General features: G+C 66.1%; 20 protein-coding genes. 9 read left to right on the forward strand and 11 right to left on the reverse strand.

Features of this window, described 5'->3' with window-relative positions; translation table 11 throughout:
- Positions 1–104: 104 nt before the first annotated feature.
- From EB836_RS13350 to EB836_RS13365, 4 genes are all read right to left on the reverse strand, one after another.
- Positions 105–881, reverse strand: coding sequence for an isoprenyl transferase (locus EB836_RS13350; protein WP_135541203.1), 777 nt, complete (start codon positions 879–881; stop codon positions 105–107).
- Complete coding sequence (gene recO / locus EB836_RS13355; protein ID WP_135541205.1) at positions 878–1,606, reverse strand: DNA repair protein RecO; 729 nt, start codon at positions 1,604–1,606, stop codon at positions 878–880. The genes EB836_RS13350 and recO overlap by 4 nt, the downstream gene beginning before the upstream one ends.
- A gap of 137 nt (positions 1,607–1,743) precedes the next feature.
- Positions 1,744–3,504: a 2-isopropylmalate synthase gene (leuA, locus tag EB836_RS13360; RefSeq protein WP_135541207.1), complete on the reverse strand. Its 1,761-nt coding sequence runs from the start codon at positions 3,502–3,504 to the stop codon at positions 1,744–1,746.
- A 245-nt stretch (positions 3,505–3,749) separates the two neighbouring features.
- Positions 3,750–4,964 (reverse strand): DUF6636 domain-containing protein, encoded by a 1,215-nt coding sequence (locus EB836_RS13365; RefSeq protein WP_135541209.1) that lies wholly within the window; start codon positions 4,962–4,964, stop codon positions 3,750–3,752.
- 60 nt (positions 4,965–5,024) lie between these two features.
- Between EB836_RS13365 and EB836_RS13370 the strand changes: the two genes are divergently transcribed.
- Together EB836_RS13370 and EB836_RS13375 are read left to right on the forward strand one after the other, a co-directional pair.
- Complete coding sequence (locus EB836_RS13370) at positions 5,025–5,891, forward strand: L,D-transpeptidase family protein (protein ID WP_135541211.1); 867 nt, start codon at positions 5,025–5,027, stop codon at positions 5,889–5,891.
- Between the two features lie 6 nt (positions 5,892–5,897).
- The gene (locus EB836_RS13375) at positions 5,898–6,464 is read left to right on the forward strand and encodes a hypothetical protein (protein WP_135541213.1); all 567 of its coding nucleotides are present in this window, start codon (positions 5,898–5,900) and stop codon (positions 6,462–6,464) included.
- 56 nt (positions 6,465–6,520) lie between these two features.
- Here EB836_RS13375 and EB836_RS13380 read toward each other — a convergent pair whose 3' ends face one another.
- On the reverse strand, positions 6,521–7,189 hold the full coding sequence (locus tag EB836_RS13380) for an NAD(P)-dependent oxidoreductase (RefSeq protein WP_135541215.1): 669 nt from the start codon (positions 7,187–7,189) through the stop codon (positions 6,521–6,523).
- A gap of 146 nt (positions 7,190–7,335) precedes the next feature.
- Here EB836_RS13380 and EB836_RS13385 point away from each other — a divergent pair, with 146 nt between their 5' ends.
- Positions 7,336–8,202 (forward strand): DUF817 domain-containing protein, encoded by an 867-nt coding sequence (locus EB836_RS13385; RefSeq protein ID WP_135541217.1) that lies wholly within the window; start codon positions 7,336–7,338, stop codon positions 8,200–8,202.
- Positions 8,203–8,306: 104 nt separating this feature from the next.
- A complete protein-coding gene (locus EB836_RS13390) occupies positions 8,307–11,000 on the forward strand; it encodes a penicillin acylase family protein (protein ID WP_135541219.1) in 2,694 nt (897 codons plus the stop codon).
- A 49-nt stretch (positions 11,001–11,049) separates the two neighbouring features.
- Here the strand turns inward: EB836_RS13390 and EB836_RS13395 are convergent, their stop codons facing one another.
- Positions 11,050–12,249 (reverse strand): alpha/beta fold hydrolase, encoded by a 1,200-nt coding sequence (locus EB836_RS13395; protein ID WP_135541221.1) that lies wholly within the window; start codon positions 12,247–12,249, stop codon positions 11,050–11,052.
- A gap of 125 nt (positions 12,250–12,374) precedes the next feature.
- Here EB836_RS13395 and msrB point away from each other — a divergent pair, with 125 nt between their 5' ends.
- Complete coding sequence (gene msrB / locus EB836_RS13400) at positions 12,375–12,806, forward strand: peptide-methionine (R)-S-oxide reductase MsrB (RefSeq protein WP_135541345.1); 432 nt, start codon at positions 12,375–12,377, stop codon at positions 12,804–12,806.
- Positions 12,799–13,389: a GNAT family N-acetyltransferase gene (locus EB836_RS13405; RefSeq protein ID WP_135541223.1), complete on the forward strand. Its 591-nt coding sequence runs from the start codon at positions 12,799–12,801 to the stop codon at positions 13,387–13,389. The genes msrB and EB836_RS13405 overlap by 8 nt, the downstream gene beginning before the upstream one ends.
- Positions 13,390–13,391: 2 nt before the next feature.
- On the opposite strand, the gene EB836_RS13410 is transcribed toward EB836_RS13405, so the two are convergent.
- Entirely contained in the window at positions 13,392–13,868 is a 477-nt protein-coding gene (locus EB836_RS13410; protein ID WP_240689973.1) for a MarR family transcriptional regulator, read from the reverse strand.
- A 135-nt stretch (positions 13,869–14,003) separates the two neighbouring features.
- On the opposite strand from EB836_RS13410, the gene EB836_RS13415 reads away from it, so the two are divergent.
- A complete protein-coding gene (locus tag EB836_RS13415) occupies positions 14,004–14,258 on the forward strand; it encodes a hypothetical protein (RefSeq protein ID WP_135541224.1) in 255 nt (84 codons plus the stop codon).
- 139 nt (positions 14,259–14,397) lie between these two features.
- On the opposite strand, the gene hemQ is transcribed toward EB836_RS13415, so the two are convergent.
- The 3 genes from hemQ to hemE form a co-directional block, all read right to left on the reverse strand.
- A complete protein-coding gene (gene hemQ / locus EB836_RS13420; RefSeq protein WP_135541226.1) occupies positions 14,398–15,108 on the reverse strand; it encodes a hydrogen peroxide-dependent heme synthase in 711 nt (236 codons plus the stop codon).
- 81 nt (positions 15,109–15,189) lie between these two features.
- Positions 15,190–16,593, reverse strand: a complete 1,404-nt coding sequence (gene hemG, locus EB836_RS13425; protein ID WP_135541228.1) for a protoporphyrinogen oxidase — start codon at positions 16,591–16,593, stop codon at positions 15,190–15,192.
- Positions 16,594–16,597: 4 nt separating this feature from the next.
- Positions 16,598–17,644 (reverse strand): uroporphyrinogen decarboxylase, encoded by a 1,047-nt coding sequence (gene hemE, locus EB836_RS13430; RefSeq protein ID WP_135541230.1) that lies wholly within the window; start codon positions 17,642–17,644, stop codon positions 16,598–16,600.
- A 160-nt stretch (positions 17,645–17,804) separates the two neighbouring features.
- Between hemE and EB836_RS13435 the strand changes: the two genes are divergently transcribed.
- On the forward strand, positions 17,805–18,419 hold the full coding sequence (locus tag EB836_RS13435; protein ID WP_135541232.1) for a DUF3000 domain-containing protein: 615 nt from the start codon (positions 17,805–17,807) through the stop codon (positions 18,417–18,419).
- 17 nt (positions 18,420–18,436) lie between these two features.
- Positions 18,437–19,588 carry a ribonuclease D gene (locus tag EB836_RS13440; RefSeq protein ID WP_240689975.1) on the forward strand — a complete coding sequence of 384 codons (1,152 nt, stop codon included), beginning with the start codon at positions 18,437–18,439 and terminating at the stop codon, positions 19,586–19,588.
- Positions 19,589–19,692: 104 nt separating this feature from the next.
- Here EB836_RS13440 and dxs read toward each other — a convergent pair whose 3' ends face one another.
- Positions 19,693–21,633, reverse strand: a complete 1,941-nt coding sequence (dxs, locus tag EB836_RS13445) for a 1-deoxy-D-xylulose-5-phosphate synthase (protein WP_135541236.1) — start codon at positions 21,631–21,633, stop codon at positions 19,693–19,695.
- Positions 21,634–21,695: the final 62 nt, after the last annotated feature.

Here is a 21,695-nt window from a genome sequence, read left to right on the forward strand (position 1 = left end):
GGTCTGACGCCCCTGTCGCACTGAGTGCATCGACGGCCCCGCAGCAGTGTGCTGCGGGGCCGTCGACGTTTCACGAATGCCAGCGGGCACCCGCAGACAGCTGCCTAGGCAGTTGGAGTGTCGACTGCTCCGCCGAAACGGCGGTCACGGCGCGCGTACTCTTCGATCGCGGCCCACAGCGTGCGCCGGTCGACATCGGGCCACAGCACGTCTTGGAAGACCATCTCGGCGTAGGCGGACTGCCAGAGCAGGAAGTTCGAGGTCCGCTGCTCCCCCGAGGAGCGCATGAACAGGTCGACATCGGGCACTCCGGGCGCGTAGAGCCGCGACCGGATGGTCTTCTCCGAGACCTTCCCCGGTTTGAGTTTGCCGGCAGCCACCTCGGCGGTGATCGCATTGACCGCGTCGACGATCTCCGACCGGCCACCGTAGTTCACGCAGAACTGCAGCACCAGGCCCGTGTTGTGCTTGGTCATCTCGGCGGCGGACTCGAGTTCGTCGATGACCGATCGCCACAGCCGACCGCGCCGTCCCGACCACACGATCCGCACACCGAGGGCGTTGAGTTCGTCGCGACGGCGACGGATCACGTCACGATTGAAGCCCATGAGGAAACGCACCTCGTCGGGTGAGCGCTTCCAGTTCTCCGTCGAGAACGCATACGCGGACAGATACTCCACACCGACCTCGATGGCTCCGTGGACGACGTCGAGCAGCGAAGCCTCGCCGGCCCTGTGCCCTTCCGTGCGCGGCAGCCCCCGCTGATTCGCCCACCGACCGTTGCCGTCCATGACGATGGCCACGTGCCCAGGCACGAACTTCGCATCGATGCGCGGAGGACGCGCTCCGCTGGGGTGGGCCGGTGGTGCGGGATAGCTCATGTGCTCTCCAGAACTCTCAGTGATCGGATATTGCGCTCGAGGTGCCAGGACACCCAGTCGGAGACGAGCTTCGACCCGTCGATCTGATCGTGCAGGTCGGAGGCCTCGGCCCGTTCCCAGTCACCGGAGAGCAGCGCGGCCATGTGCTCGAGCGCATCGGTGTCGGGCAGCGCCGCCCCGGACGGTCGGCAGTGCGTGCACACGGCACCGCCGAGGGACGCGGAGAACGCCCGGTGCGGTCCGGGCCGACCGCATTGTGCGCAGTCGAGCAGGCTGGGTGCCCATCCGGCCACAGACATCGCGCGCAGCAGGTAGGCGTCCAATGACAGCCGCGGCGGGTGTTCGCGATTGCACAGGGAGCGGATCGCGGAGACGAGGAGGAGGAAATGGGTGCGCGATTGAGGTTCGACCTCGGTGATGCTGCGGGCGGTTTCGGCCATCACCGAGGCGGCCGAATAGACATCATAGTCCGTGGCGATTCCCCGTGCGAAGGGTTCGATGAGTTCGACCTGAGTGACGATGTCGAGGCTGCGCCCGACATGGCATTGGACGTCGATGAGCATAAAGGGTTCGAGTCGTGAGCCGAACCGCGATTTCGTCCGACGCACCCCCTTGGCGACGGCGCGCACGAGGCCGTGGCTGCGGGTGAGCACGGTGACGATGCGGTCGGCTTCGCCGAGCTTGTGCCCTTGGAGCACGATGCCTTCATCACGATAGTTGTGCACCCGCCCATTATCGCAGAGCGCGGCGGGGATTCCTCCCCGCCGCGCTCTGCGACCGCTGTGAGATGGGCCCGGAAGGCCGCCGGAGGCTCAGTCCCGCAGCCGCGGAGACTCAGTCTCGGGTCCGGGGCCCACCCGCTTCAGGCCTGACGGTCCCGAGCGGCGCGATTGACCGCCGAGACGACGGCTTTGAGCGAGGCCTTCGTGATGTTCGGGTGGAGCCCTGCACCCCAGACGACACGGTCCTCGACGGCGAGTTCGACGTAGGCGGCGGCCATGGCGTCGGCACCGGAGCCGATGGCGTGCTCGGTGTAGTCCTGGAGTCTGATGTCGACGTCGAAGTTCTCGACGAGGATCTTCACGAGCGCATCGATCGGGCCTTTGCCGTGACCTTCGTAGGTGCGTTCCTGACCGTCGACGATGAGGTCGACCTCGACGCGTTCGGACGGGCCGGATTCGCCGACGGTGCCCGAGTCCGTGCGCAGGCCCACGATCTGGAAGCGGCCCCAAGCCTTGTCTTCATCGTCGGAGGGCAGGTACTCATAGTTGAAGATCTTGCGGATCTCCTCGGCGTTGACCTCGCCCCCGCCCTCGGTGTGCATCTGCACGGCGCGGGAGAATTCGACCTGCATCCGACGCGGCAGGTCAAGACCGTACTCGCTCTTGAGCAGGTAGGTCACGCCGCCCTTGCCGGACTGCGAGTTCACGCGGATGATCGCCTCGTAGGAACGGCCCAGGTCCTTCGGGTCGACCGGCAGGTAGGGCATGTCCCATTCCATGAGGTCGACGGGTGTGCCCTGGGCGTTCGCCTTCTTCTCCCGATCGGCGAAGGCCTTGTTGATCGCATCCTGGTGCGAACCGGAGAACGAGGTGAACACGAGGTCGCCGCCGTAGGGGTGGCGTTCGTGGACACCGATCTGGTTGCATTCGGTGACGGTGTGGATGACCTCGTCGATGTCGGAGAAGTCGAGTTCCGGATCCACGCCCTGGGTGTAGAGGTTGAGCGCGACGGTCACGAGGTCGAGGTTGCCGGTGCGCTCACCGTTGCCGAACAGGCAGCCTTCGATGCGGTCGGCGCCGGCCATCATGCCCAGTTCTGCGGCTGCGACACCGGTGCCCCGGTCGTTGTGCGGGTGCAGTGAGACGGCGACATCGTCGCGGTAGGGAATGTTGCGGCAGAACCATTCGATCTGGTCGGCGTAGGTGTTCGGGGTGCCGCGTTCGACGGTGGCGGGCAGGTTGACGACGGTTTCGCGCCCGGCGGCCGGCTGCCACACGTCGAGCACGGAGCCGACGATGTCGAGAGCGAATTCGGGTTCGGTGTCGACGAAGATCTCCGGCGAGTACTGGTAGCCGAAGTCCGCATCGCCGAGCAGCGACTCCGCATGCTTCATCACCGCCTGCGTGCCCTGGAGCGCGATGTCACGGGTCTGATCGAAGCCGTCGCCGTCGAAGCCGAAGACGACTTTGCGGAAGACCGGAGCCGTCGCGTTGTAGAGGTGCACGGTGGGCATCTTCGCGCCGACGAGGGACTCGACGGTGCGTTCGATGAGATCCTCACGAGCCTGTGTGAGAACGGAGATCCTGACATCGTCGGGGATCGCGTCCTGTTCGATGATCTCGCGGACGAAGTCGAAGTCGACCTGGCTGGCGGCGGGGAATCCGACCTCGATCTCCTTGAAGCCGAGCTTGACGAGGAGGTCGAACATCTTGCGTTTGCGGTCCGGGGTCATCGGGTCGATGAGGGCCTGATTGCCGTCGCGCAGATCCGTGCTCAGCCAGCGGGGGGCCTTGCGGATGAGCTGATCGGGCCAGGTGCGATCGCGCATATCGAGGGCGATGCGGTCCTGGAAGGACTTGTATTTGCCGAACGGCATGGGAGAAGGCTTCTGCAGTTTCATGATTCCTCTATCTCAGTTTCTCAACGCTTGACCAGCATAGGAAGACTCCGCGACGAGTGTGCTGTATGTTCAGGACTCGTCGCGGCAAGGAAGGAGGAGGATCCTGTGAGCCACGTGCCCACCGTAATCCGATCCTCGCCGTCCGTCACACCTTTGTCCACATCCTAAGACCACCGAGGCGGTCGCCGTGTTCGCGGATCCGCTCGCTAAGACCACCGAGGCGGCCCCGACCCGGCCGCATTCCCTCACTTGAGGAAGTCGACCGAGGCGCGGCGAACGTTGAATCCGACTCCGGAGTCGTCGGACTTGCATTCCATGCCCTCTTCGGTCGAGGTACAGGTCATTCCCTCGGCCGAGACCGAATCGCCGTATCCGAGAACGCGTGCGGCGCCTTCGGACTCGGGCGCTTCGACACAGGAGAATCCCGCCCCTTCATTGTTCGCCACGACGATGGCGCCCCAGTCGTCGAGTCGGCAGTCATCGGGTTTCGCCGGAGGCGAGTAGTCGTAGTCCTTGATCATGCACCTCGCTCGTTCGGAGTCGATGGTGCAGGCGATGTTGCCCGACGGGGACGTGAAGGATTCCTCGGCCACCGGGGGTTCGGAGCTGCCCGAGTCGGTGGGTTCGGGTTCGTCGGTCTGGCCGATCGACGGCTGATCCGTGGGAGCAGCCGAGGTGTCTTCCGAACCCTGGGTGGCGTCCCAGGCGATGTAGCCGACGATGCCGAGGGCAAGGACCAGGGCGATCGCAGCGAGCACCCACAGCCAGGCGGGGACTTTCTTCGTCTCGGGCCGCTGCCCGTAGGGCCCACCGGGTCCACCGGGTCCGCCGTATCCGCCCGGGCCCCCAGGTCCGCCCTGGCCACCGGGCCCGCCCGGTCCGTAGCCGCTTCCTGCGGCATCGGCCGGCGCGGCAGCATAGGCGGGAGCGTATCCGGCCGGGGCAGGCTGCGGTCCGCTCGAAGACGGCGCCGGTCCGCCGGGAGGCGTCGCCGCATTCGGCTGCGCAGCCGCACCCGCGTGTCCGGCCGCCCCGAATTCCTGTCCCCACTGACCCTGCTGCGGGTGAGCTTCGGTCTCGTATTCGGGTCCTGACGGTGCATCGGAGCTCGGCAGCGGGTTCCACTGCTTCGGCGCCGAGGCGGCTTCGGCAGCGGCGATGTCCTCGGAGTTCGCTTTGCGCGGCGCGGCCGGAAGCCCACCGGTTTCGTATCCGTCGGCAGCGGCGAGCTGGCGCAGCTCTTCGAGGCTGAGGACCTCGGTGGCGTCGGTGCCGTCGGATTCGACCATCGACCGCAGCCTCTGCAGTTCGGTCGGAGTCAGTGCTTGGGTGGAGCCATCCGCGGCCGCGGACTCGTCCTGGCCGATGAACAACTGCGTTGTGATCGACTCGGGAGACTCCTCGGCCGGTTTCCGGCGCCCGGGGCGCGGAGGATGGTTCGGCACGGGTGGAATGCTCATGAGGTCATTTTCGCATAGTCACTACCCGGGAGTTCTCATGTGGCATGAGATGATGGCCTCATGTCCAATGGTGTCCACCGGCGCGCGGGCGTGTCTGCGATCCTCGCCTTCGCCCTGCTGCTCACCGCTTGCGGCGCTGATTCCGATGGCGGCGGCGAGTCCGATGCGACCGTCGATTCCACGGCTCTGGCCGCCCCGGCACAGCAGACGAGGGTCGGCGATTTCGCGGCCCCCGCGCAGGTCTCCCCGACCGGTGGCGACGCGAGTCACGCCTCGAACGCCTCCGGGTCGACCACGGATTCTGCTGCGGCCAGCACCGAGTCGAACGGTCCCGCCCATGAGGTTCCCCTCCCGGGGCTCGCGCAGGAGTATGCGGACCAGATCCCCGAGGAGACGTCCCAGGTCCTCGTCGCCACGTCGGCCGATGCGCGCTCGGAGACGTCGACACTGAGTTTCTATGAGTTCGAGGGCAAGAAGTGGAAGAAGCTCAAGACGTTCACCACGCACAACGGCAGCAACGGCTGGCTGAAGGACCGCCATGAGGGCGACAAGACGAGTCCCATCGGCGTGTTCACTCTCAGCGACGCGGGCGGGTTCAAAGCCGACCCGGGCACGAAGCTGCCGTACACGCGAGACATCCGTCTGCCCTCCTCGGCGACGGTGGCCTATGGTGCGGACTATAAGTCCGTGTTCGACTACATCATCGCCATCGACTACAACCGCAAGCCGGGGACTCCGCCCACGGACAAGACCCGTCCGATGGGCTGGGACAAGGGCGGCGGAATCTGGCTCCACCTCGATCATGATTCCGGCACCAATGGCTGTGTGACCCTCGATGAGGCCGATCTCAAGTGGATCCTGCGCACCATCGATCCCGCCGATCACCCGCGCATCGCCATGGGCCCGGCGACCGAGCTGAAGAAGTAGCAGCCGGTGCCTCGCCTCGTCATCTCCCTCGTCCAATCGATCAACGGCTCGTTCGCGCAGGACGGCTGGTCGACCGGGGTGTCGACCGACACGGATTTCCGGAACTTCATCGCTCTGCGTCGGCGCGCCTCGGCGCTCATCATCGACCGACGCACCGCTCTCAATCCCCAGCTGCCGGTCATCAACGCCCCAGGCAAGGCCCTCGAGCACACGCCGGTGCACGTGCTCACGGAGTCGGATCCGGCCCCTCTGGCCCGGCAGTTGGCCGAGATCGGTGTGGACTACCGTGCCCAGCAGTTCACCCCGGGCACCATCGCCGAGGTGGTCGCCTCCTTGGCCACGCGCGCGGACACTCCGGCCGGTGAGGAGCTCATCGTCTGTGAGTCAGGCCCGAACCTCGCGTTCCGCCTGCTCGAACACCACCCGGGCGCTGAGCTGCTGCTGAGCATCAGCCCCCGGTACATCCACACCGAGGGCAGTCATTTCTCCCGTCTGCCGGCACAGATCGATCTGCGGCTCATCGATGTCCGTGACGAGGACGATCAGGTCTTCCTCCGCTACCGCCGCGCCTGACTCGAGACATGTCGGTCGCGCCCGACCCAAGACAACACAGTCTGCCGCGGCGAGTCTCATCCGTTCTCCCCACCGTGGTCCGGGCCGATCTCCGTGCTCACCTCGAAGCGGTCGGCACCGTCCACGATCGCGGCCGCGGCCGCGGCCACTTCGGCGAGTCCGATGGTCTCCACTCCCCCGGTGAGGTCGTTGCGGTCGTCGCCGCCGATGGGTGCCATGACCCGCAGTTCTCGGAAGTCCACCGTCGTCGATTCGGCGGCGGCGACCTCGATGAGCATCTTCTGCGCTGCCCCGAATACGCTGATCCCTCCGGAGCCGGGCAGGGCCTCGACGCTGGCGACGCCGTTGAACGCGAGATGAGTGAGGCGACCGGTACCCCGGTCTGCCGCCAGTCGCTCGGAGATCGCGCAGGCGGTGAAGTGTCCGCGCAGGTAGGCATCGTAGTCGGTGTCGAACTTCGCGAGGCCGCGGTCGAGTACGGGTGTGTCCATGTACCACCCGCCGATCGCGGCGACGACGGCATCGACCGGTGGTGTCTTCGCGTCGGTGAGCTCGCTGATGACCTTGTCGGCGTCGTCCACCCACCGGGGCACCACCAGCGGCTGATAGCTCGTCTCGGCGGTGGGAGGCCGGCGCACGATCCCGGTGATGCGGTGGTCGGAGCTGAGCAGCTTCGCGAGTCCCGTGCCGACGTGACCGGAGGCGCCGAAGAGGAGAATATGCATGATGCGAGTCTAAGTCGCAGCCGACATCGGGGGCCATCGGCTCGCCTCCCGGTCGGATCGGTCCCGATCTCGTCACGATAGGCTTGCCGTAGACGTCTCACCCGTGACCGCATCCCTTCCCGATCCTCTTCCCCACCGAAGGACCCATGGCCGCACGCAGCGAACTCACCCGCCTCGAAGCCTTCCTCGACGCCTTCGCCGACCGGCTCCTCCCTCGCGCACCCGCCGGCATTCGGGAGTTCCTCGCCTTCGGGATCAAACAGGCGTGGGCGTGCCTGTTCGGCGGACTCATGCTCATCGCCATCATCGGCACGTCCTGGCTCTATCCCGAGGACGCGGCACTGGCCGGCAACGACTTCCTCGTCATCCTCGCCGTCATCATCCAGATCGGCATGCTCGCCGCACGCCTGGAGACCGGGCGCGAACTCGTCGTCATCATCGTCTTCCACATCGTCGGCACGGGCATGGAGATCTTCAAAACCGCGGTCGGCTCGTGGAACTACGCCCCCGGCGGGTTCCTCCACATCGGCGCCGTCCCCCTGTTCACAGGCTTCATGTACGCCGCCGTCGGGTCCTATCTCGTCCGCGTCTATCGACTGTTCGACTTAAGCTTCACCCATTACCCGCCGAGGTGGCTCACCGCAGTCATCGCCGCCGCCATCTACCTCAACTTCTTCACTCATCACTTCATCATCGACCTCCGCCTGCTCCTCGTGGTTCTCACCGTCGTCGTCTTCTTCCGCTGTCGGATGCATTTCAGCGTTCACCGCACGACACTGTCGATGCCGGTGCTCCTGGCCTTCGTCCTCGTCGCCTTCTTCATCTGGTTGGCTGAGAACATCGGCACCGCGGCCGGGGCCTGGCTGTATCCGAGCCAGGACGACGGGTGGCATCTGGTGCCGCTGACGAAGCTCGTCGCCTGGTTCCTGCTCATGATGATCTCCGTCGTCCTCGTCACCTTCGTCCACAAACCGAAACCGCCTGAGACCGAGACGCCCGAGGCACACGGCTGACCGTCCCGCGACCGACACTCCTGTCGAAAACGTCGATACCCCCGGTCAGGACGGTCGACACTGATACTGTGAACCGAAGGATCTTGGACGGCCGAAGGAGACTCATGGCGGCGCCCGATGCGCAGGACGAGAAGGAATCGAGCGCATTGCTCAAGGTGTTCCGCCCATCCGGCGGTTCGCATCTGTCAGTCAGCACCCGTGTACTGGTGCGTGTGCTCGCCGGCATCCTCGTCCTCGCGCTGCTGCTGACCGTCATCGGTGTCTTCCTCGTCCGCCGGTCCTTCCCCACCACCGACGGTGAGATCTCCCTGCCGGGGCTCGACGCCGCGGTCACCGTCCAGCGTGACGAATCGGGTGTTCCCACCATCGAAGCCGAGACCGCCCACGACCTGTTCGCGGCTCAGGGCTTCGTCCACGCTCAGGACCGTTTCTGGGAGATGGACTTCCGCCGCCATGTCACCTCGGGGCGTCTGTCCGAACTCTTCGGCAGTTCCCAGTTGGGCACCGACACATTCATTCGCACCCTGGGCTGGCGGGAAGTCGCCGAAGAGGAAGTGAAGAGACTCGATCCGACGACCCGGGCCTACTACGAGGCCTACGCGGACGGAGTCAACGCCTACCTCAAGGACAAGTCCCCCAGTCAGGTGTCCCTCGAGTACACCGTCCTCGGGCTGCAGTCGGGAGCGACCACGATCGAGAAGTGGACTCCTGCCGACAGCGTCGCCTGGCTCAAGGCCATGGCCTGGGACCTCCGGTCGAACCTCGAAGACGAGATCGACCGCACCATACTGACGTCCGCACTCGATCAGCAGCAGGTCGAGGATCTGTTCCCCGACTACCCGTATGCCACCCGTCCGACGATTCTCGGCGGCGTCGCCGGACACAAAGCCGCGAAGAACGGAACCCGGCGGGGTGAGGCTCCCCCGACCGCCGAAAAGCCATCAGTCGGTTCGGGCGAGGCAGGTACCGACGACGAGGAGGCGCAGGCCGGGGGCACCGTCCCCGACGTCCCGACCTCGACCGACGACCTCCTCGATCTGAGATCGACGGTCGCCTCGCTGCCGCAGCTGCTGGGCATGAACAGCGACGACATCGGATCGAATTCCTGGGTGATCTCCGGAGAGCATACGAAGTCCGGTTCCCCGCTGCTGGCCAATGACCCGCATCTGGCTCCGGCGATGCCCTCGGTGTGGTACCAGGTCGGTCTGCGCTGCAAGAAGGTCACTGAGGACTGTCCCTTCGACGTCTCCGGCTTCTCCTTCTCCGGTCTCCCCGGCGTCGTCATCGGCCACAACCAGTCGATCGCCTGGGGACTGACGAACCTCGGCGCCGATGTCACCGACCTCGTGGTGGAGAAGATCCGTGACGGACGAGTCGTCCACGACGACGGCGATGAGCCGGTGCGCGTGCGCAAGGAGACGGTGAAGATCGCGAACGAAGACCCGCGGGAGATCACCATCCGCTCCACCCGCAACGGACCGCTCGTGTCCAAACTCGACAGCTCCTATCGTCGTGCCCTCGACGCTTCCACGGGTGCCGATGCGACGAACCCGAAGTCCGGTCCCGACGATGAGCACTACGGTCTCGCCCTCGACTGGACGGCTCTGCGCCCGGGCACGACCGCCTCGGCGGTGTTCGCGATCAACAGGGCGACGAACTGGAAGGAGTTCCGGCACGCGGCCTCCCTGTTCGATGTTCCGTCCCAGAATCTCATCTACGCCGACGTCGCCGGCAATATCGGATACCAGGCCCCGGGGATGATCCCCCGCCGTGGCACAGCAGATGGGACCGTGCCGCGCCGCGGATGGAAATCCGATGAGGACTGGCAGGGATGGGTCGACTTCGAGGACCTGCCGAGCCTGTACAACCCCGAACGCGGCTGGATCGTGACCGCGAACAATCCGGTTGCCGCCCCCGGTGAGACCGTCGAGCTGGGCCGCGACGTCGACTACGGCGACCGGGCACGGCGCATCACCAAGCGCATCAAGGACGCGGTCAACGAGGGCAGGAAGCTGCGGCCGGTCGATATGTCCGCCATTCAGGGCGACGACCTCAACCCGTTCGCCTCGAAGCTCGTGCCCGCGGTGCTGAAGATCGACGCCGATGGTGATGAGGACATCGCCCGGGCGCAGAAGATGCTCAAGGAGTGGAGTGGCAAGGACGCCGCCAACAGTGCCGGAGCCGCCTACTTCAATGTGCTCTCCACGACTCTCCTCGACCAGGTCATCGCGGACAAGCTGCCCAAGGGGGTCTCCCCCAGCGGCGGTTCACGCTGGTACCTCGTGATGTCGAATCTCCTCGAGGATCCCGATTCGCAGTGGTGGTCGGGCAAGGGCGTCGACGGTCGGGACGAAGCACTGCGCAAGGCGATGAAATCCGCATGGTCGACGACGGAGGATCTGCTCGGGTCCGAACCCGCGACCTGGCGGTGGGGAATCCTGCACCGGCTGACGATCCGCAACGCCAGCCTCGGCGAATCGGGGATCGTCCCGATCGAGAAGCTGTTCAACCGCGGACCTTATGAGGTCTCGGGCGGTTCGGGCGTCGTCCAGGCCACCGGGTGGGATGCTTCGGTCGGCTATGAGACGAACTGGGTCCCGTCGATGCGTCAGACCGTCGACCTGTCGAACTTCGACGCGTCGAATTGGATCAACCTCACGGGTGCTTCGGGGCACGCCTTCCACCCGCATTACGACGATCAGACGAACGACTGGGCGGCCAACGTCAACCGTCCCTGGCCGTACTCGAAGCAGGCGGTCGCTGCGGCGGCCGAAGACACGCTCACGCTCAGGCCCTGAAGCGCACGCTCTGCTGAGGATCCGGTCCTCGGCTGGCCGCTCTCTGCGATCAGGGCTTCGGCAGGATCTTCGCCTCGAGGAAGTTCGCGACATCGTCTTCCCAGCGCACCGGGTCGATGTTCCATTCCTTCGTGTGGTGGGCCTTGCTGTAGGTCGGCATCGTCACCAGGTCCCGGCGCACCGAGGCCAGGGCGTGTGAGGGGCCCGAAGGCACGAATTCGTCATCGTCGGAGTGGATGAGCAGGACGGGGACGTCGAGTTCGGCCGCCCGTGTCACCCAATCCATGCGGTCGAGGTCGAGCGGGGTCTCCAGTCCGGTGATCGGGCGTGCCCACGGCTGAGTGATCATCTCGAGAGTGAGTTTCGCGATCGGGGTCGGCAGCAGGTTCTTCTTCGCCTGTCCGTCGAGCACGTTCACCCAGTCGACGACGGGCCCGTCGAGGACGAGGGACGTGACGTAGCGCCGGTTGCGTCCGCGCGAAGCCGCCTGCAGAGCGATCGCCCCGCCCATCGACCAGCCGAAGAGGACGACGTTCTTCGCCCCGCGTGCCACGGCGCAGTCGATGGCCGCGTCGACGTCGATCCATTCGGTGTCGCCGAGGCCGTAGCGGGAGGTGGTCTCCACCCGCACCTCGGCGTCGTTGCGGTAGGACATGGCGATGGCAGGCACTCCGAGAGTGTTGAGCACCGGGGCCGCACGCAGACCCTCGGCGCGAGTGCTGGCGCGACCGTGGATGAGGATCGCCCAGGTCTCCTGCGGTTCCGGGTGATCGGTGGGCAGCAGCCAGGCGGGCAGACGACCCGCATCGGAGCGGATCTCGATGTCGTCGAAGTTCACACCTGCGGCCACCGGATCGGGGTAGACGATGCCGGTCCAGCGTCCGCGCCACGCGCGGCGGATGTCTCCGCGGGTCACGGAGAGGATCTCGCGTGAGACGGTGCGAGAACGCGGATCGTACTCGACGATGTCGCCGATCACTGCGTGGCCCGCGCCCTGGTTGAAGTAGAGGCCGTAGGCGCCGGGCACCGTCGTCTCTTCGTCGGCGGGCAGATGGATGCGCATATTCGGAGGGAAACCGTCGATGTGCAGGATGTCGAGTTCTTCCGGCGCATTCTCCGGAACCACGATCCTGCGGGCGAAGTAGGCGGCCAGTCCCGAGGACGCCACGGAGATCAGCGCGCCCAGTCCGGCGCCGACTCCGACAGCAGCCACCAGCAGGCGGGCGGGGAACTTCGTCTCGCGGGTCATGTAAACCTCCTGACTTCATTGTTGCCTAAGGAATGAGCAGGAGCCAAACGCTGTTGTCCCCAGCAGGGGCGAAGATCCTCTCCGCCCATGCGAACAGCAGCCGTCGACGATCACTGGAGGTCATGATGTCACAGGCACCGAACAGCAATACGGGAACCGCGCCCGAGGAGGTCCGCTGGCAGGACGTCCTCTCCCCGGAAGAATTCGCGGTGCTCAGGCAGGGTGCGACCGAACGCCCCTTCACCGGCGAGTACAACGACGAGACCGCGGCAGGAATGTATCAGTGTCGCGCCTGCGGGGCCGACCTCTTCCCCTCGGACACGAAGTTCACCTCCCACTGCGGGTGGCCGTCGTTCTACGCACCGCTGGCCGAGGACCGGGTCCGCTACATCCGCGACACCACTATGGGCATGGAGCGCATCGAGGTCCGATGCGCGAACTGCGATTCCCATATGGGACACGTCTTCGAAGGTGAGGGGTATGACACCCCGACCGACCAGCGCTACTGCATCAACTCGATCTCGCTCAAGCTCAACAACGCCGATGCCCATGGCTGAGGCGGCAACGGAGTCACAGATCGCCGAGGCGGCTGAACCGGTCCGTGCCGCGGCGACAGAGCCTGTCACCACCGCGGCGGTCGAGCCGGTCATCAGGACATTCGCCCAGCTGCAGGCCGAGGAGCTCTACGGGATCCTGCAGCTGAGGTCCCGTGCCTTCGTCGTCGAGCAGGAGTGCGTCTTCCTCGACCCCGACGGAGTGGACACTCTGCCCGAGACGCTGCACATCTTCTACCCGAGGCCGGCTTCGACGATGGCCGACACCCACGGTGCCGCCTTCGGACGTGACCTGGCTCCATGGGCCTATGCTCGCCTGCTGCCGGCAGATGTCCCCGACGGGCCGGCCGCGCGGCCGGGAGCCCGCAGCATCAGTCGGGTTGTCACTCTCCCCGAGGCACGTGGTCAGGGATGGAGCCGCAGACTGCTGGCAGACATCGTCGATGCTTGGGCGAAGTCGCCGCTGACGCTGAATGCGCAGTCGCATCTCGAGGGTCTCTACGGTTCTTTCGGGTTCGCCCTCAACGGTCCGCGCTTCCTTGAGGACGGGATCGAACACACTCCGATGGAACGCCCCGCGGACTGAACTCAGCCGGCGTCATCCTCGGCGGCGTCGACGGAGGCGATGATCTTCTGCATCACCGCGTGAAGATCACGCACTCCGTCGACGTCCATGCCGAGCTTGTCCATCATCTTTCCGGGAATGGTCTGTGCCGTCTCCCGCAGTCGCAGCCCTGTGGGGGTGAGTGTGACCTCGACGATCCGCTCGTCATGTTCGCTGCGCATCTTCGCCACATAGTCAAGCGCCTCGAGCCTCTTGACCAGGGGCGAGACGGTGGCCGGTTCGAGACGCAGCAGTCCGGCGATCTCACGCATCGTGAGCTTCTCGTGCTGCCACAGCGCAAGCATGACGAGGTACTGCGGGTGCGTGAGGTGGATCGGTTCGAGCACTGACCGGTACGCGCCGATCACTCCGCGTGAAGCCACGGCCAGAGCGAAGCAGATCTGGCTCTCCAATGCCAGGGGATTGTCCATTCGTCCCTGAGCGTCATCGGACTCGAGCATCGTCTCTCCTTCGGCCGTCCGTTCGACCGTCCGCGCGGCCTTCAATTAGTGCACTAATGATTAGGGTACACTGGATGCACAGTCGAAATTGTTCAGCAGCCCGCCGCAGCGGTGACTCGTCGATAGGATTCTCTTATGCCGTCCGCCTCGCAGGCTTCTCCCGACGATTCCGACAGACACCCGCGCAGTCACCGCACATCGCAGCGCGGAGTCGGCTGGCTCAACAACTTCTTCCGCAAGATCGTCGGTCCCGCACAGGTCGACAACACGCGTCCCGGTGGGTATTTCGAGGATGAGACCCTGCGCCACAAGCAGCTCGAGGACATGGGCCTGGAGATGCGCACCGACGCCAGCGGCCATTCCTACGTAGTGAAGAAGACCGCCGACTGACCCGGCAGCCGTTGACCGCTGCGAACGTGCAAGGGCCGCCGCATCTGCGGCGGCCCTTGAGCGTGTCATCTCCGGCCGAGGTCGGTGACTCCCCCGGTTCGGTCGGAAGTCGGCTGGGCCCACTCCCGACCGCGAGCGGTCACCGCCAGTCGGAGATGATGTCGACGAGTTCCCGACGCGGTCCCGTGTAGAACGGGATCTCTTCGCGCACGTGCAGCCGAGCTTCGGTATTGCGCAGATCGCGCATGAGGTCGACGATGCGGTGCAGCTCGGGGGCTTCGAAGGCGAGCAGCCACTCGTAGTCGCCGAGGGCGAAGGACGCGATCGTGTTCGCCTTGACGTCCTTGTAAGAGGCGGCGGCCATGCCGTGGTCGCGCAGCATCTTCGACCGTTCGGCGGGATCGAGTACGTACCAGTCGTAGGACCTCACGAACGGGTAGACGCAGATGTAGTCGCCTGGGACCTCGTCGACGAGCAGCGCCGGCAGGTGGCCCTTGTTGAACTCGGCCGGACGGTGGATGCCCACGACCGACCAGATCGGTTCGAGGACTCCGCCGAGCAGGCTGCGACGGATCACCGAGTAGGCGGCCTGGACGAGTTCGATGGTGGGCGCGTGGTACCAGAACATGACATCGGCGTCGGCGCGCAGGGCGGAGACGTCGTAGATGCCGCGGACGACGAGTCCCTGCTCCTTCAGCGGCTCGAGTCCGGTCAGCAGCTCCTCGGCGAGTTCGCCGCGGTCGGCGTCACCGAGCTCACCGGCCGAAGCGTAGACGGAATAGGCGATGTACCTCGTCTCGCTGTTCGCTTCTTCGATCTGGGCATCGGTCGGCTGAGTGTGGTCGCTCATTCCTGCTCCTTCTGTGATCTGTTCGTTCTGTATCGGTGGGTCAGTGTCAGTCGGTGAAGTTCAGTGGCGCGGATCCGTCGGTCACGGCCCGTCGGCCTGCCGGGTTCGCTGGCGCTGTGCGACCGCCTCGGCGCGGGCGATACAGGCGGGGATCCCCACTCCTCCGAATGCCGATCCGGCCAGGTCGAGGCCGTCCAGCTCGGCGATCTGCTCATCGAGGCCGGCGATGCGCGCGGCGTGGCCGGGCAGGTACTGGGGCAGCGCGGAGTTCCACCGCTGGGCTTCGGCGGCGAGGATCCGTGCACTCGAACGAGAGGTGATCGACTGCCAATCGGCGAAGGCCCGGTCGATGAGTTCCTCATCCGACGCCGTGGACCAGACCTCGGGTCCGTCTCCGAAGCGTCCGATGCTCATACGCACCAGCGCGGTGCCGCGTGGGATGTGTGCGGCCGTCCACGGCCATTTGTTCGACACGAACGTCGAGGCCTTGATGAAGGTGTCCTCGGTCGCCGGCACGAGGAATCCCGACCCTTCCAGCTCGGTTCCGTCGAGGTCGACCAAGGCCGCCACGAGCGCTGTCGAAGCGTAGGGAATGCTCGCGAGAGTCGCTGAAGCGTCGGGAGCCGTTTCGGTGAGCAGCCCGGCACTGATGTGGGCCGGTGTGGCCAGGACCAATCCGTCGGATTCCACCTCGAACCCGTCGCCGGAGACCGTCCACGTGCCGGCCCCACGACGGATTCGCGTGACCCCGGCACCAAGCCTCACCGTCCCACCGTTGGTCTCAAACGCTTCGCGCAGGGCGGGGATGAGGCGGTTGATGCCGCCTTCGAAGCTCATGAACACCGGTTCCTGCTCAGTCCCGGACCTCGCGTTCGCCTCGCGGGCGGCGAGGAGTTCGGCGACGAGGTCGAGCACCGAGGTGCCCTCGACCGCGGCGGGCAGGAGCGCGGGCACCGTTTCGGCCAGAGACAGATCCCGGCAGCGGCCGGCGTGGACCCCGCCGAGGAGCGGATCGACGAGCGAGTCGACGACGGCATCGCCGAGGCGCGCGGACAGGAAGTCTCCCAAGGAGACATCGTCGGTGTCGATCGCGCCAGTGAGCGTTTCGGCCGCCAAACGGTCGGCCGCCTCGGCGCCGATGAGGGATTCGACTTCTGCGGCGTCGGCGGGCACCCCCATGATGGTGCGCTTCGGAATCGCATGCAGCTGCCCGCGGTTGAGCACCTGGGAGTTGTGGCGGGTGGAGGGGAAGACCGTGTCGAGGCCGAGTTCGCGGGCCAGGCCTTTGGTCTCGGGTCGGCGGTTGAGGCTCGCTTCGGCACCGGAGTCGATGCCGATGGGCACAGCACCGCCGAGGGTGGTCGGCCTGAGGCACCCGCCGAGGCGATCGGCCGCCTCGAGCAGCGTGACTGCGTGGTCGGCGGAGAGGCGGTAGGCGGTGACGAGCCCGGAGACGCCTCCCCCGACGACGGTGATGTGCTTCATCGGATCAGCTGCGGCGACCGAGGATCTCTGCCGAGACTCGGTGCACGAGGTCGACGATGCGACCGGGCACCTCGGGGTCGGTGTCCGGCAGCACTCCGTGGCCGAGGTTGAAGACGAATCCGCCGTCGAGTTCCAGCCCCTTCTTCACGATGGCCTCGACTCGCGGAGCCAGTGCTTCCCACGGGGCGAAGAGGAGTGCGGGGTCGAGGTTGCCCTGCAGCGCCCGTCCGGACGGGACTCGGGTGGCGGCATCGGCGAGGTCGACGCGGAAGTCGACGCCGACGGCCGTCGATCCGGCCCGCGACATCGAACTCAGCAGCTCGCCGGTCTGGACGCCGAAGTGGATGCTGGGAACCTCGTGAGCCGCCAGTGCTGAGAACACCGAGGTGGAATGCTCGAGGACGTGGTCTTCGTAGTCTGCACGGCTGAGATAGCCGGCCCAGGAGTCGAAGAGCTGGAAGGCCTTCGCACCCGCCTGCAGCTGGACGTCGATGAAAGTGGTGGAGATGCGGGCGAGCTTCGCCAGCAGTGCGGAGAAGGATTCGGGGTCGGAGGCCATGAGCGACTTCGTCTTCTCATGGTTCTTGCTCGGGCCGCCTTCGATGAGGTAGCTGGCGAGCGTGAATGGGGCTCCGGCGAAGCCGATGAGCGGGGTCGCCTCGCCGAGTTCGGCAGTCACCCGCTGGATCGATCCGGTGATGTCGGGAATGTCGGCGACATCGAGTTCGGGCAGGGCGTCGATGTCGGCGCGGCTGCGCACCGGGTGCGCGATGACCGGTCCGACGCCGGGGACGATTTCGACGTCGACGCCTGCGGCCTGCAGGGGGACGACGATATCGGAGAAGAAGATGGCCGCATCGACACCGTGGCGGCGCACGGGCTGGAGGGTGATCTCGGAGACGAGTTCGGGGTCGCGGCAGGCATCGAGCATCTTCGTGCCTTCGCGCAGCTTCCGATACTCGGGCAGAGAGCGGCCGGCCTGCCGCATGAACCAGACGGGAGTGTGCGGCACCGGCTCCGAACGCAGGGCGGCCAACAGGGGTGATGTCATGACCCCATCTTCCCATTCTTCGCCAGACGATGACCAACTGCGTTCCGGTTTCAAGACACCGCGTCTTAACCGTCGTCGCGGTTCGCGCGAGCCGAATCTCCGGGGGTCGCCTCGGCGTGGGCGATTCCCCCGCCCGGTGTGCTGATCTATCGTGTCAAGTGTGGTCAACACCTCACCTCTCAATCGCATTCCGGCGGAGTTCTCGGCCGTGACTTCGGTGCTGCGTCAGGCACGCAGCACGAACAATGTGTCGATCTCCGAGATTCCGGCGCCGGCACGTCTGGCGCCCTACTCCTATGCGCTCGGTGCCGAAGTCAGCGCCGACGAGACCTTCCTGCGGGCCAGCGGCGAGACCATCGACGAACTCGCCACCGGCCGCATCGTCGTCCTCTTCGACCCGGCCGCACCCGAGGAATGGGAGGGCCGCTTCCGGGTGGTCTCCTATATTCGGGCAGAGCTCGAACACGAACTCGGCAATGAGACGATGCTCGGTCACGTGGCGTGGAGTTGGCTCGAGGACGCCCTGGAAGCCAACGACTGCCAGGTGCTCGCCGCCGGCGGGACGACGACCCGGGTGCTGTCGGAGAGCTTCGGCACCTTGGCCGATCGTCCGGCCACGATAGACTTGGAGCTGCGCGCTTCGTGGACACCCGTGATTGACGAGCCGGATCTGATCGGCAATCACTTCGAAGCCTGGATCGATCTGCTCAGCACAGTCGCCGGACTGCCACCACTTCCTGAAGGAGTCACTGCCCTGCCCGGGCGCCGTCGATGACATCTGAACTACCGCTTTTGGAAACACCCGCGAACGGCGTCCCCGACGTTGTCGACACCCCGGACGGACTCTCCTCCTCGGTCGCCAGCCTGGCTGCCGCCGATGGACCGATCGCCATCGATGCCGAACGGGCCTCGGGCATCAGATATGGGCAGCGGGCGTTCCTCATCCAGCTGCGTCGCGAGGGTGCGGGCACGTTCCTCCTCGATTCCGAGACCCTCGGAGACCTCAGCGACCTCAATCCCGCGTTCGGCTCCGACGAGTGGGTCATCCATTCGGTGACTCAGGATCTGCCGTGCCTGCAGGAGCGCGGCATGCGCCCGGCGGCGCTGTTCGACACCGAACTGGCCGCACGGCTCCTCGGCTGGGAGAAATTCGGTCTGGCAGCGGTCGCCGAACGCACTCTGGGTGTGCGTCTGGCCAAAGAGCATTCGGCCGCCGACTGGTCCACCCGGCCCCTGCCGAAGGCGTGGCTGAATTATGCCGCCCTCGACGTCGAAGTGCTCCTGCCGATCCGTGACATCCTCCATCAGTCGCTGCTCGAGGTCGATCGCTGGGAGTACGCGCGCCAGGAGTTCACGCACCTGCTCGACTTCGAACCGAAGCATTTCGACGAACCGTGGCGGCGCACGCACGGCCTGTCGAAACTGCGTTCACGCCGCGATATCGCCCGGGTCCGCGAACTCTGGCGGGCGCGCGACGCCATGGCCTTCGAATCCGATATCGCCCCGAGCAAGGTGCTGCGCGACCGTGACCTCGTCGCTCTCGCCCAATCCGGAGTGAAGTCCAGCGATGACATCATGACGAAGTGGCGCCGACTCTCCCGCGCCGAGGCGGCCCGCCTCTTCCGCGCCTACCGCAAGGCCTCCCGCCTCACCGCCGAAGAGCTCCCGCCGAAGCAGGAGGGCGGACGGCAGCGACGCAGCCCGTTCAGCCATACCGATCTCAAGGACCGTATCGCGGCACTGAAGGCGGCGATGGCCGAGCTGTCGAAGCAGCTGACGATCCCCCACGATGTGCTGCTCCAGCCGGCCCTGGTGAAGTCCCTGGCCGCTCAGCCCGTCGTCGATGTCGCGGACTTCCTCGCCGAGGCGGGCGCGCGCCCCTGGCAGATCGAGCTGAGCACTCCGGTGCTCTCGACGACCCTGGCCGGCCTCCCCCGACCCTGAGGGCGACCTCGTCTGCTCCTCTGGGAGCAACTGCGATCGCTTCCCTGAGGACGACTGCGACCGCTGCCCTCCGATCGACCGTGTCCGCTGCCTGAGCGGAATCGTCACACCGCGCGGCGGGAACTCTGATCAGCACGGTCGGCTACCTCGGCGGGCAGGGCACCGACGATGTCGGAGACGATCGTGTCAGCGTCGAGTCCCACATGTGCGAGGATCTCTTCGCGCGTTCCCTGCGGCAGAAATTCGTCGGGCACCCCGAGTTCGAGGACCCCGATCCGCGAGTCCGCCTCGCGCAGGTCGGATCTGATCTGCGAGCCGATGCCGCCGATCTTCACCCCGTCTTCGATCACGGCGACGAGGCTGTGCTGTGCGGCGAGGTCGATGACGGAATCGGGCACGGGCAGCACCCAACGGGGGTCGACGATCGTGGCGGTGATGCCTCGATCGGCCAGCTTCTCGGCGACGTCCTCAGCCAGCAGGGCGAAGGGACCGACGGAGACGATGAGGACATCCGGTTCGGAACCGGCGGGCGTGTCACGGAGGACATCGACACCATCGCCGAGCCGCCTCAGCGCGGGGATGTCGGCTCCGACGCCGCCGCGCGGGAAGCGCAGGACCGTCGGCCCGTCGGTGACGGCGACCGCTTCGCTCAGCTCTTCGACCAGTCGAGCGGCGTCCCGAGGTGCGGCGAGTCGGAGGCCGGGAACGATGCGCAGCATGGCGATGTCCCAGATGCCGTGGTGACTGGCCCCGTCGGGACCGGTGATGCCGGCGCGGTCGAGGACGAAGGTGACGCCCTGGCGGTGGAGGGCCACGTCCATGAGCATCTGGTCGAAGGCACGGGTGAGGAATGTCGAGTAGATGCATACGACCGGGTGGAGCCCGCCGTAGGACAGTCCCGCCGCCGAGGCGACCGCATGCTGTTCGGCGATGCCGACGTCGAAGACCCTGTCAGGGAATTCCTCGGCGAATTTCGCCAGTCCCACCGGGGTGAGCATGGCCGCGGTGACGGCGACGATATCGTCACGCTCCTCGGCGAGTTCGCAGATCTGGGTGCCGAACACCGAGGTCCACGACGTCGACTTCGACGGTGTCGCCTTGCCCGTGACCGGGTCGATGATGCCGACGGAGTGGAATTGGTCCGTGTCGTCGTTGACCGCCGGGTCGTAGCCGTGCCCCTTCTGCGTGATCATGTGGACGATGACGGGGCCGCCGTCGTACTGTTTGGCCAGCTGCAGGGCCTTTTCGACCGAGGACAGATCGTGGCCGTCGACAGGGCCCAGATACTTGATGCCGAGTTCGTCGAACATTCCCGTCTGCGGCGGGCTGACCATGTCTTTGAGTCCGCGTTTGACACCGTGGATCGCACTGTAGGCCGCGCGGCCGGGCGCACCGGACTGACGCAGCGTCTCTTTGCCCCAGCTCAGCAGCTTCTCGTAGCCGGAGGTCGTGCGCAGCTCGTCGAGGTGGGCGGCGAATCCGCCGACGGTCGGGGCGTAGGAGCGGCCGTTGTCGTTGACGATGATGACCAGCCGCCTCGGCGGGGTCGACGTGTCGGCGGCGATCGTGTTGAGCGCTTCCCAGGCCATGCCTCCGGTCAGCGCCCCGTCGCCGATGACGGCGACGACGTGGCGGTCCCTCTCACCGGTGAGTTGACGGGCTTTTGCGATGCCGTCGGCCCAGGACAGGGAGGTCGAGGCGTGGGAGTTTTCGACGACGTCGTGGTCGCTCTCTGCCCGGCTCGGGTAGCCGGAGAGTCCGTCACGCTGGCGAAGGGTGGAGAATTCCTCGCAGCGGCCGGTGAGCAGTTTGTGCACATAGGTCTGGTGGCCGACGTCGAAGATGATGGTGTCCCGTGGGGAGTCGAAGACTCGGTGGATGCCCATGGTGAGTTCGACGACGCCGAGGTTGGGGCCCAGATGTCCGCCGGTGCCGGCCACCGTGGTCACGAGGTAGTCACGGATCTCTTTGGTCAGCACCTCGCACTCGCCGGCGTCGAGCCGGGCCAGATCGCTCGGCGAGTGGATCGTTTCGAGGAAGGTCATCTCACTTCTCACATCATCGTTGACGGGCGGACTCCAATCGCCACATTCTATCGCGCACTTCC

This window comes from Brevibacterium sp. S111 (assembly GCF_004745075.1).
In the GTDB taxonomy this organism is placed as follows: Bacteria; Actinomycetota; Actinomycetes; order Actinomycetales; family Brevibacteriaceae; genus Brevibacterium.

Bases quoted from the DNA above. Each gene is read 5' to 3' on its own strand.
- EB836_RS13350 (WP_135541203.1), bottom strand. From the start codon at position 881: ATGAGCTATCCCGCACCACCGGCCCACCCCAGCGGAGCGCGTCCTCCG.
- leuA (WP_135541207.1), bottom strand. From the start codon at position 3,504: ATGAAACTGCAGAAGCCTTCTCCCATGCCGTTCGGCAAATACAAGTCC.
- EB836_RS13365 (WP_135541209.1), bottom strand. From the start codon at position 4,964: ATGAGCATTCCACCCGTGCCGAACCATCCTCCGCGCCCCGGGCGCCGG.
- EB836_RS13370 (WP_135541211.1), top strand. From the start codon at position 5,025: ATGTCCAATGGTGTCCACCGGCGCGCGGGCGTGTCTGCGATCCTCGCC.
- EB836_RS13380 (WP_135541215.1), bottom strand. From the start codon at position 7,189: ATGCATATTCTCCTCTTCGGCGCCTCCGGTCACGTCGGCACGGGACTC.
- EB836_RS13385 (WP_135541217.1), top strand. From the start codon at position 7,336: ATGGCCGCACGCAGCGAACTCACCCGCCTCGAAGCCTTCCTCGACGCC.
- EB836_RS13390 (WP_135541219.1), top strand. From the start codon at position 8,307: ATGGCGGCGCCCGATGCGCAGGACGAGAAGGAATCGAGCGCATTGCTC.
- EB836_RS13395 (WP_135541221.1), bottom strand. From the start codon at position 12,249: ATGACCCGCGAGACGAAGTTCCCCGCCCGCCTGCTGGTGGCTGCTGTC.
- msrB (WP_135541345.1), top strand. From the start codon at position 12,375: ATGTCACAGGCACCGAACAGCAATACGGGAACCGCGCCCGAGGAGGTC.
- EB836_RS13405 (WP_135541223.1), top strand. From the start codon at position 12,799: ATGGCTGAGGCGGCAACGGAGTCACAGATCGCCGAGGCGGCTGAACCG.
- EB836_RS13410 (WP_240689973.1), bottom strand. From the start codon at position 13,868: ATGCTCGAGTCCGATGACGCTCAGGGACGAATGGACAATCCCCTGGCA.
- EB836_RS13415 (WP_135541224.1), top strand. From the start codon at position 14,004: ATGCCGTCCGCCTCGCAGGCTTCTCCCGACGATTCCGACAGACACCCG.
- hemQ (WP_135541226.1), bottom strand. From the start codon at position 15,108: ATGAGCGACCACACTCAGCCGACCGATGCCCAGATCGAAGAAGCGAAC.
- hemG (WP_135541228.1), bottom strand. From the start codon at position 16,593: ATGAAGCACATCACCGTCGTCGGGGGAGGCGTCTCCGGGCTCGTCACC.
- hemE (WP_135541230.1), bottom strand. From the start codon at position 17,644: ATGACATCACCCCTGTTGGCCGCCCTGCGTTCGGAGCCGGTGCCGCAC.
- dxs (WP_135541236.1), bottom strand. From the start codon at position 21,633: ATGACCTTCCTCGAAACGATCCACTCGCCGAGCGATCTGGCCCGGCTC.